This is a genomic window from Archangium sp., assembly GCF_036389735.1.
Taxonomy (GTDB): domain Bacteria; phylum Myxococcota; class Myxococcia; order Myxococcales; family Myxococcaceae; genus Archangium.
Genome location: NZ_DASVWK010000673.1, coordinates 1 through 9,733, shown reverse-complemented (window position 1 = coordinate 9,733; position 9,733 = coordinate 1). Strand labels below are relative to the sequence as shown.

Annotated in this window: 11 protein-coding genes and 1 pseudogene; 3 read left to right on the top strand and 9 right to left on the bottom strand. The window is 69.8% G+C overall.

What is annotated here, in order from left to right:
- The 6 genes and pseudogenes from VF794_RS23705 to VF794_RS23680 all read right to left on the bottom strand — a co-directional run.
- Positions 1 to 357 (bottom strand): annotated as a pseudogene (locus tag VF794_RS23705) (hypothetical protein); the annotation flags it as partial.
- 72 nt (positions 358 to 429) lie between these two features.
- On the bottom strand, positions 430 to 1,191 hold the full coding sequence (locus VF794_RS23700; RefSeq protein ID WP_331114107.1) for a uroporphyrinogen-III synthase: 762 nt from the start codon (positions 1,189 to 1,191) through the stop codon (positions 430 to 432).
- Between the two features lie 82 nt (positions 1,192 to 1,273).
- Positions 1,274 to 2,215 (bottom strand): hydroxymethylbilane synthase, encoded by a 942-nt coding sequence (gene hemC, locus VF794_RS23695; protein WP_331114105.1) that lies wholly within the window; start codon positions 2,213 to 2,215, stop codon positions 1,274 to 1,276.
- On the bottom strand, positions 2,212 to 3,519 hold the full coding sequence (hemA, locus tag VF794_RS23690) for a glutamyl-tRNA reductase (RefSeq protein ID WP_331114103.1): 1,308 nt from the start codon (positions 3,517 to 3,519) through the stop codon (positions 2,212 to 2,214). The genes hemC and hemA overlap by 4 nt, the downstream gene beginning before the upstream one ends.
- A 2-nt stretch (positions 3,520 to 3,521) precedes the next feature.
- Positions 3,522 to 4,331, bottom strand: coding sequence for a cytochrome C assembly family protein (locus VF794_RS23685; protein ID WP_331114100.1), 810 nt, complete (start codon positions 4,329 to 4,331; stop codon positions 3,522 to 3,524).
- Between the two features lie 29 nt (positions 4,332 to 4,360).
- Positions 4,361 to 4,735, bottom strand: coding sequence for a hypothetical protein (locus VF794_RS23680; RefSeq protein ID WP_331114098.1), 375 nt, complete (start codon positions 4,733 to 4,735; stop codon positions 4,361 to 4,363).
- A gap of 186 nt (positions 4,736 to 4,921) precedes the next feature.
- Here VF794_RS23680 and trxA point away from each other — a divergent pair, with 186 nt between their 5' ends.
- Positions 4,922 to 5,251, top strand: coding sequence for a thioredoxin (gene trxA / locus VF794_RS23675; RefSeq protein WP_331114096.1), 330 nt, complete (start codon positions 4,922 to 4,924; stop codon positions 5,249 to 5,251).
- A gap of 63 nt (positions 5,252 to 5,314) precedes the next feature.
- On the opposite strand, the gene VF794_RS23670 is transcribed toward trxA, so the two are convergent.
- The gene (locus VF794_RS23670) at positions 5,315 to 6,130 is read right to left on the bottom strand and encodes a PilZ domain-containing protein (protein WP_331114094.1); all 816 of its coding nucleotides are present in this window, start codon (positions 6,128 to 6,130) and stop codon (positions 5,315 to 5,317) included.
- Positions 6,131 to 6,220: 90 nt separating this feature from the next.
- On the opposite strand from VF794_RS23670, the gene mgtE reads away from it, so the two are divergent.
- Both mgtE and VF794_RS23660 read left to right on the top strand, forming a co-directional pair.
- A complete protein-coding gene (gene mgtE, locus VF794_RS23665; RefSeq protein ID WP_331114092.1) occupies positions 6,221 to 7,600 on the top strand; it encodes a magnesium transporter in 1,380 nt (459 codons plus the stop codon).
- An 11-nt stretch (positions 7,601 to 7,611) separates the two neighbouring features.
- The gene (locus tag VF794_RS23660; RefSeq protein WP_331114090.1) at positions 7,612 to 8,199 is read left to right on the top strand and encodes a hypothetical protein; all 588 of its coding nucleotides are present in this window, start codon (positions 7,612 to 7,614) and stop codon (positions 8,197 to 8,199) included.
- 56 nt (positions 8,200 to 8,255) lie between these two features.
- Here VF794_RS23660 and rodA read toward each other — a convergent pair whose 3' ends face one another.
- A complete protein-coding gene (gene rodA, locus VF794_RS23655) occupies positions 8,256 to 9,383 on the bottom strand; it encodes a rod shape-determining protein RodA (RefSeq protein WP_331114088.1) in 1,128 nt (375 codons plus the stop codon).
- A 7-nt stretch (positions 9,384 to 9,390) separates the two neighbouring features.
- The coding region (locus VF794_RS23650; RefSeq protein WP_331114086.1) for a penicillin-binding transpeptidase domain-containing protein at positions 9,391 to 9,733 on the bottom strand (343 nt) is incomplete at its 5' end.

Sequence of the window (9,733 nt, the reverse complement as noted above, 5' to 3'; positions counted from 1 at the left end):
CTCCCTGTAGGCGGGGTCGTTCTTGTCCGTGATGAACACGGGCGTCACGTTGTAGCGGTCCCGCGAGTCGTTGATGTGGGACAGGGACTGCGCGGAGGTGCCGCCGCCCGAGGTGAAGGCGGGGTGCGCGCAGTCCACGCTCCCCCACGCCTGGAAGGCCCCATCCGCGGCTTTCTGGACCTCGGAGAGCGCGATGCCCGCGGGCCGCTCGTTCCGATCATCCACGTAATAGCGGAAGGGGGAGGACTGCGAGTGCATCATCCAGAAGTCGAGCCCGGGGTAGGTGTTGGCCAGCGCCAGGGTGCTCCCAGCGAGGGCGCAGACCACCACCAGCCAACGCGACAGACCACGCCACATCGTGAGGACTCCTCCACCGGGCGGATGGTGGGGGCACCTGCCCCGCCCTCCCGGCATTCAGTAGCCCCCAGTCTATCCGCGAATCGCCCGGATGGTGGCCTCGACCAGCGCCTCGGACGTGGGACGCTCGGCCACCGCGGCCACTGGCAGCCCCAACTGCGTCAGGGCCGTGGCGGTGGTGGGGCCGATGGCCACCAGCCGTGCCGCGCCGAGCCGCTCGTGCCCCACCGCCTCCAGGAACGTCTCCGCCGTGCGCGGCGAGGCGAAGAGGGCCACGTCCGGTGGGGAAGACTCGAGCAGCGCCCGGGCCTCGGGGGACAGCGGCGCCGGCAGGGAGCGGTACGCCGTGACCCGGGTGACCCGAGCACCGTGCTCGCGCAGCGCGTCCTCCAGCTCGCGGCGCCCCTCCTCCGCGGCCGGCAGCAGCACCTCGTCCTCTGGCTCCAGCGTGCTCCGCATGGCCTCGTAGAGCGCCATGCCGGTGCCCTCGGGCGGCTCGGCGGCCACCGTCAGTCCGAAGGCCTCCACGGCGCGTGCCGTGCGCGGCCCCACCACGGCGATGCGCACCCGCGACAGCCACTCCATCATGCCGGACTCGCGCAGTGCCTCCACCAGCGCCTCCACCGCCGAGGGGCTCGCGAACACCACCCACCTGTAGCGCTGGATGGACTCCGCGGCCGCCATCAGCGGGCGTGGATCCTCCGGGGGCCGCAGCTCCAACAGCGGCACGTGCACCACTTCCGCGCCCTCGTCCTCCAGGAGGAAGCACAGCTCCTCGGAGCGTTCACGGGGGCGCGTCACCAGGACGCGGATGCCTTCAAGTCGCCTTTCCACGGCCGGGCACTCTAGCAGGCCGGCGGAAAAGTCCCTCGGCAACTCGCGGGGGCCCCTACCTTTTGGATGAGGCCCGGAAGCCCTACGGCTCCGGTACGGGCGAGGGACGCCCGAAATCCCGGAGGATCTCCGCCGCGCCGCGCGAGAGCAGCTCCTCGGCGAGGGCCTCGCCCAGCGAGTGGGCCGTCTCCACGGGGCCCGTGCGCTCGCCCTCCACCACCTTCGAGCCGTCCGGCCGCCCCACGAGTCCACGCAGGTGGACGGTGTCGCCCTCCACGGTGGCATGGCCGGCCAGGGGCACGGTGCACCCACCCTCCAGTCGGGCCATGAGGGCGCGCTCGGCCGTCACCGCCACGCGCGTGGCCGCGTCCTCCAGCGGCGCCAGCAGGTGGCGCACCTCGGCGTCCTCGGTGCGGCACTGGATGGCGAGCACCCCCTGCCCCACCGCGGGCAGGCTGAGGCTGGTGGGCAGCACCTCGGTGATCTCCGTCTCCAGCCCCAGTCGCTTGAGGCCCGCGGCGGCCAGCACCGCGCCGGCCAGCCCCAGCTCGCGCGTGCGCGCCAGCCGGGTCTGCACGTTGCCGCGCAGGCTGACGATCTCCAGGTCCGGCCGCCGCGAACGCAGGATGCAGCTGCGCCGCAGCGAGGACGTGCCCACGCGAGCGCCCTGGGGCAGCGTGTCCAGCGAGAGCCCGGCCGGGCTACAGAAGGCGTCGCGCGGATCCTCCCGCTTGGGCACGGCCGCCAGCAGCAGGCCGGCGGGCAGCACGGACGTCATGTCCTTGAGGCTGTGCACGGCCAGGTCCGCGCGGCCATCGAGCAGGGCCTGCTCGATCTCCTTCACGAACAGCCCCTTGCCGCCCACGGTGGACAGGGGCGCGGAGAGGAAGCGATCCCCGGCGGTGGTCATCTCCACGAAGGAGACCTCCAGGCCCGGGTGAAGCTGGGTGAGCAGCGAGCCCACGTGTCGGGCCTGCCAGAGCGCCAGTGGGCTCTGCCGGGTGGCGATGCGAATGGCCTTCATCCCTTCCCTCCCTGGACCACCACGTTGGGCCCCACCTCGGTGCGCGCGGGAGCCTCCTCGAGCCCGAAGAGTTCGGCGGCGGCGCCCGCCAGCCGGTTGCCCTCGTGCTCGGGGCCCACCGCCCGCAGCCGGGCCGTGGGCTCGTGCAGCAGCTTGTTGACGATGGCGCGGCCCATCGCCTCGATGCTCTTGCGCTGCTTGTCGGTGAGGCCGTCGCCCAGGCTGGACAGGGTGCGCTCCACCTCGGAGCGGGCGATGGCCTCGGCGCGCTGGCGAAGCTGGGCCAGCACCGGCACGCCGTTGCGCACGGCGCGCTCGCGCACGAAGCGGGCCACCTCCTGCGCCACCAGCACGCCCGCCTTCTGCGCCTCCTCGGCGCGGGCGGCGGCGTTGTCCGCCACGAACTTCTGGATGTCGTCCACGTCGTAGGCGTGCACCCAGTCCAGCTCCCCCACCTCGGGGGCGATGTCGCGCGGCACCGCCAGGTCCACCATGAAGAGGGTGCGGTGCTTGCGCGCCTTGGCCACCGCGCCCACGTTCTCCTTGGTGAAGAGGGGCACCGGCGACGCCGTGCTGCACACCACCACGTCCGCGGAGGTGAGCAGCGAGTGCAGCTCCTCGAAGGGCCGCGCGGCGCCCCCCACCTCGGCCGCCAGGGCCTCGGCGCGCGCCAGCGTGCGGTTGGCCACGAGGATGCGGGTGGCGCCCGCCTGCTTCAGGTGACGCGCGGCCAGCTCCGCCATCTCACCCGCGCCCACCAGCAGCACCGTCTTGTCCCCCAGCCCGTCGAACACCTTGCTGGCCAGGGACACGGCCGCGCTGGCCATGGAGGTGGCGGACCGGCCGATGGCCGTCTCCGTCCGCACCCGCTTGGCGCAGCCGAAGGCCGAGGCGCACACGCGCGTCAGCTCGCCGCGCACCGCGCCCGCTCCCTGGCCCCGCTCGAAGGCGTCCTTCACCTGGCCGAGGATCTGCGCCTCGCCCAGCACCATGGAGTCCAGGCTCGCCGCCACCCGGAAGAGGTGCACCAGCGCGTCCTCTCCCTTGTGCTCGAAGAGGTGTTCGAGCGCCTCCGGGCCCCCGAGGTGCTGGAGCTCGTCGAGGGCGTTCTCGCGCGCCCGGTTCACGTCCGGCGCCGCCAGGTACAGCTCCACCCGGTTGCACGTGGAGACGAGGAAGGCCTCGTTGGGCGCCTGGGCCAGCCGCTGCAACAGCTCCACCTGCCGGGGCTCCGGCAGGGCGAGCCGCTCACGTACGGAGAGGGGCGCGGTCCGGTGCGACAGGCCGATGCACAGGAACTCCATGGCTAGCGCCAACCTCCGCCAATGTGGATGAAGTCATACGAGGAGAGGAAGGACACCAGGAGCAAACCGAACCCCGTCATGGTCAAGACAGCGACGCGCCGGCCCCGCCACCCGCCCACGGAGCGGGCACTGACGAGCGCGGCGAAGACAGCCCAGGCCACCAGCGTGGCGATCTGCTTGGACTGCCAGGCCCAGAAGAAGCCCGGCGCCGCGCTGGAGAAGAAGGCCCCGGTGATGAGCGTCACCGACAGGGCGATGAAGCCCACCACCACCAGCCGGCGGTTGAGGGTGTCGAGGAACTCCAGCGAGGGCAGCCGGGAGAAGAGCAGGCCGAAGCGCTTGCCCTTCACCTGCCGCTCCATCAGCAGGTACATGACGGCCACCCCGGCGGCCAGCGCGGAGGCGGCCACGCCCAGCAGGGCGATGGTGATGTGCAGGGGCAACAGGGGCCGCTGCACGTGCGGGGGCAGGGGCTCCCCCCCATCCAGCAGCAGGCCCGGCATCAACACCGCCACCGCCAGCGGGGTGATGAAGGCGCCAATCACCGGCTTGCGGTAGCGCACATCCACCACCAGGAAGATGGCCAGCAGGAGGAAGGCGAAGGTGGAGAAGCCCTGGGCCACGCCCACCGGACGCCCGCCCTGGGCTCCGAAGAGCCCGAAGAGGGCGACGCCATGCAGCGCCAGTCCCGTGCCCACCAACACCCGTCCGGTGGTGGCGAGTGCCTCCCACTGACGGATGAGGTAGGCGAGGTAGACCAGCGCCGCGACGACGTAGGCGTGGCAGGCGAGGGAGACCAGCGCGTGATTCATGGCGGATACAACCTATTGGACCGAGTGTCTCAGCCCATCTTGTTCAAAAGAAAGGCGGCGAGGAGATCCGTCTCGGAGCCCGGCTTGCCGTCCGCCGAGGGAGCATCCGAGGGGGAAATGGACACCTCGGCCAGATAACCGGGGACGACCTCGTATGCCGTGTCCCCGAGCAGCACCGAGTCGGCCATCTGCTCGGCACCCAGGGAGGCGAGCTGCGAGTCCGTCTTCACCTTGGTCACCAGGCCGTGGGTGTCCTCCCCGGAGACGACCTGCACCAGGTGCACGGCGGGAGTGACCGGGTAGACGCCCTGCTCACCCGAAACCACCAACTGGCCGTCCTTGACGTCGGCTTTGTCGTCTAGCGCCCATTCTTCGAGCTGGGTCTGGGAAAGAAAGAGCCTCATCGCGAGGGCTAGCTTACACCCACCCGCTCCAGGCCGAAGCGACTTCTCCTGATGAACGGGTTGCGACGCTCTTGCCCCGTCCGCATCTAAGCAGGCGAAGGACTTTCAAGCCGGACCTTGCAGGCCTGGCGGGCGCGTACTAGAGCACGCGCCTCCTTGCTTACCCTGCACGCCGGAGGAGACACCATGGCAGGCGCTGACGTGATGAACATCGCGGATGGGGAGTTCGAGAAGGAAGTGCTGAAGTCCGACCAGCCCGTGCTGGTGGATTTCTGGGCCACCTGGTGCGCCCCGTGCCGGGCCATCGCCCCCGCCATCGAGGAGCTGGCGACGCAGTACAAGGGCAAGGTCAAGGTGGCCAAAGTCAACATCGACGACAACCAGAACACGCCGCAGATGTACGGCATCCGCTCCATCCCCACCCTGCTCGTCTTCAAGGGCGGCAAGGTGGTGGAGCAGATCGTCGGCGCCGTGCCCAAGGCGAAGCTCGAGGCCGCGCTCCAGAAGGTGCTCTGAAGCCGTGCCGTCCTCCCGCGCGGAGCTCCTCTGGGGACTCCGCGCGGGTGAAGCCCGTCCGGATTACTCGCCCCGCCAGGTGTCCGTGGGTTTGTTGGCCTTGAGCAGCTCCCAGGCCGCGAGCGCGTCCACCACCCGCTCCAGCTCGTTGGGCAGGCCGCGGGCGCGGTTGGAGCGCAGGTACTCCTCGGCGAAGGTGCGCAGCCGCAGGTCCAGGAAGAGGCGCGCCAGCGACACCTCCGTCTGCCCGTAGAACTCCTCGAAGCGGATGCCGAAGCCCGAGGCATCCTCCCCCTCCCGCTGGGGACGCTCCTCGCGCACGATGCGGGCCCGTGCCTCCACGGGAGCCGCGCCCTCCTCCAGCGCGAAGCGCACCCGCAGCAGGGTGTCCATCGGCAGGAAGAAGGTGCTCTCCAGGAAGGCCCCGCTCACGCTCACGTTGACCGAGCGCAGGGTGGCGGTGAAGCGCCGATCCCCCTCCTCGTCGATCCACAGCTCGAAGTTCGTGGTGAGCTGGGCGCGGGGGAAGTGCCGGTGCTCGAACTCCTCCACGCTCCCGGCCTCGATGCGGGGGAAGAGGCTCCGGGGACCGGTGGGCACCGCCGGGGGGGCACGCCCGGGAAACCCGGGCCGGGAGGCCGGCACCGGGGGGGAGGGCCGGCGGAACGGGTCCGGGCGCGCGGCGGCGGGGGGAGGCTCTGGACGCCGGGGCGGCTCGGGCCGGGAAGCCGGGGCGCGAGGAGGCTCTGCTCTCGCCGCCATGGGCGGGGCCGTGGGGGTGGCCGTTTCGGGCCGGGGGACGGCTGGCTCGGTCGCCTCCGGGGGCTCGGTGTCCGTGGCGTCGCCGGGTGCCTTCTTGCGGGGGCCCTTCCTGTCCATCTTCTCCTCCAGCGGGCACGGTCCGATTTCCGTACCCCGACCGACGCGTTTCATACACCATGCGCGCGCCTGTCCGCGCGCGGAGATTGCATGCTGGGAAACCTCCTGAAGCCAGAGTTCGACGCGCTCATCGCGGCCAAGAACTGGAACGCGCTGCGCGATGCCTTCACGGACATGGATCCGGCCGACATGGCCGAGGTCATCGAGGACCTGCCTCCCGAGGAGAGCGGCGTCATCTTCCGACTGCTGCCGCGCGACACGGCGGCGCTCGTCTTCGAGTACCTCCCACCGCACCAGCAGACGGAGATCGTCGCGACGCTGGGCACCGAGCCGCTGAAGAACCTGCTGGACGAGATGGCACCGGACGACCGGACGCGCCTGCTCGAGGAGCTGCCGGCGGAGGTGACGAAGCGGCTGCTCACCTCGCTGTCGCCGGACCAGTTGAAGGTGGCGCGCAACCTGCTGGGCTACCCGGACAAGAGCGCCGGCCGCTACATGACGCCGGAGTACCTCACCATCCCGGGCAACCTGACGGCGGGTGAGGCGCTCGCGTACGTGCGCTCGCACGGGCAGGGCCGCGAGACGCTGCACGTGCTCTACATCGTGGACGAGAAGGGCCGGCTGCTGGACGACGTGCGGCTGGCCTCGCTGGTGCTGGCGGAGCCGAAGACCCCGGTGACGGACATCCACGATCGGCAGCTGGTGAGCATCCCGGCCACGGCGGACCGCGAGGAGTTCATCAGCATGTTCGAGAAGTACGACCGGGTGGCCCTCCCGGTAACGGACTCCCAGGGCGTGCTGGTGGGCATCATCACCGTGGACGACGTGCTGGACGCGGCCGAGGAGGAGGCCACCGAGGACATCCAGCGCATCGGCGGTATGGAGGCCCTGGAGGCGCCCTACCTGGACATCGGTATCGCGGGAATGCTGCGCAAGCGGGTGGGCTGGCTGACGGTGCTCTTCGTGGGGCAGATGTTCACCGCCACGGCCATGGCGCACTACCAGGACGCCATCGCCCAGGCGGTGTTCCTCAGCGCCTTCGTGCCGCTCATCATCTCCTCGGGAGGCAACTCGGGCTCGCAGGCCACCTCGCTCATCATCCGCGCGCTGGCGGTGCGCGACGTGACGCTCCAGGACTGGTGGCGGGTGGCGGTGCGCGAGATGATCAGTGGACTGGCGCTGGGCCTCTTCCTGGGACTGCTGGGCCTGCTGCGCATCCTGGTCTGGCCGCAGCATGAAACGCTCTACGGCCCCCACTACGCGTGGGTGGGGCTGGCGGTGGGCTTGAGCGTGGTGGGCGTGGTGATGTTCGGCACGCTGTGCGGCTCGATGCTGCCCTTCCTGCTGCGGCGGCTCGGGTTGGATCCGGCCACCGCCTCGGCGCCCTTCGTGGCCACGCTGGTGGACGTCACCGGCGTGGTCATCTACTTCACCGTCGTCACCGTCATCCTCACCGGCCGCGCGCTCTGAACTCAGCACGCATGCCTCCAGAATTGACGGCCGACGCGCTCGTCCAACTCGTCCATCGCTTCTACCCGTCCGGAACGCGCAACGACGTGCCTCGGTACAAGGAGTCCGAGGAAGGCCAGCGCCTCACAGAGGTGGTTCTCGCCAACGAGAAGCCCACACAGGCCTGGAAGGACTTCATCCAGCGGCTGCGTGGGGAGTTCCCCGACTGCTCACCCTGGGACACGACCATCCCCCGGCATGACCCCTGCTATGGCGTTCGCGTGTCCCAACCGGGATTCGTGACAGGAGATCCTCGTTGTGAAGAGGTCGTCTGCCTGCTGAGCCAGATAGCACCGGTCTATGCCCTCTACGTGTCACTGACGGTGAATAAGGGCCCCGGCCTCCCACGGGAGGGCTGGCTCCGCTTTCCGCCCTTCCCTCCCGAGTTCCAGGAGCGGGAGACCAGACTCGCCAGCCTCATCGAGTCCACCTTTGGCTTCACCCGCCTGTCCAACGAGGTCCTCTTCACTCCCGTCCCCGACCTCGTGCCGCGCACGGCCCACTACGGCCCTGGTGAGGCCCAGCTCATCGACCTGCTCTTCACCTGGCACCGCTGGTGAGGGCTCGCTCGTAGTCGACTACGAGCAACCGCTTCCAGTCGACTGGAAGCAAGGGGTCAGAACATGTGGCGGCGCATGCTGATGTTCACCAGCAGCCCGATGCTGAGCATCACGCTCACCAGCGAGGAGCCGCCGTAGCTGAGCAGCGGCAGGGTGATGCCCGTCACCGGTAGCAGGCCGATGACCATGCCGATGTTCTCGAACACCTGCCAGAAGAGCATCGACACCACGCCCACCGCCACGAAGGCGCCGAACCTGTCCCGGGCGGTGAACCCCACTCCCAATCCGAGCGTGAAGATCAACCCGTAGAGCACCAGCAGCAGCACGCACATGAGGTAGCCGTGCTCCTCGGCCCACACGGAGAAGATGAAGTCCGTGTGCTGCTCGGGGAGGAAGGACAGACCCGTCTGGGTGCCCTCCTTCCAGCCCTTGCCGGTGAGCCCGCCGGAGCCCACGGCGATCTTCGACTGGGCGGCGTGGTAGCCGCTGCCGCGCAGGTCCGACTCCGGATCCAACCACCCGGAGATGCGCTTGCTCTGGTGCGGCTTGAGCAGGTGCCGCACGAGCGTCGTGCGCGGCTCGGGCATCTCCCGCACGTAGTCGTTCCAGATGATGATCGCCCCGGCGAGGATGCCCACCACCATCACCGCCACGAGGTACCAGCGCACCTTGCCGAACAGGATGACCGTCAGCGAGGACAGGAAGATCATCAGCGCGGTGCCCAGGTCCGGCTGCACCAGCACCAGCGTGAAGGGCACCATCACCACCAGCACCGGCTTGATCAGGCGCTTGAGGCCGTAGGAGCCCTCTCCGGGCTTGAAGTCGTCGTGGTAGACCTTGGCCAGCATCAGCAGCACGCCGATCTTCATGAACTCGGCGGGCTGGATGCGGATGGGGCCCTCGACGAACCAGCTCTCCGCGCCCTTGGCCTTGTGTCCGATGACGCGCAGCGCGAGCAGCGCCAGGATGTTGAGCACGTAGATGGGCAGCGCCATGCGCTGGATGACGCGGTAGTCCACCAGGCACACCACGAGCCCCACCAGCAGGCTCACGCCCAGGTAGATGCCCTGGCTCGTCCACACCGGCGAGGCCTGCGCGCGCGAGGCCGAGGCCAGGTTGAAGATGCCCAGCCCGCACACCGCGAGCACGCTGAAGATGAGGCCCCACGGGATGTGAGGCACCATCCTCCGCTCAATGCGCAACTGCATCGTTCCCCCCGGCGACCGGAGCCGAGCCCCGGGTGAGCGAGATGTCGTCCTGGCTCGGCGCCACCATCAGCGACGGCACGTACGGCGTGTTCTGGCGAGGAGGCGGGTTGGCCGCGTCCTCCTTCTTCAGGTCGAAGTACTTCTTGATGACCGCCATGGCGGTGGGCGCGGCGTCCGCGCCTCCGTGGCCACCGTGCTCGTTGATCACCACCACGGCGATCTCCGGATCATTCGCGGGCGCGAACCCGGCGAACCACGCGTGGTCACGCTGGAAGAAGTCCATCTGGTGCGTCTTGAGACGCACCGCGCCCAGCGTGGCCACCTGC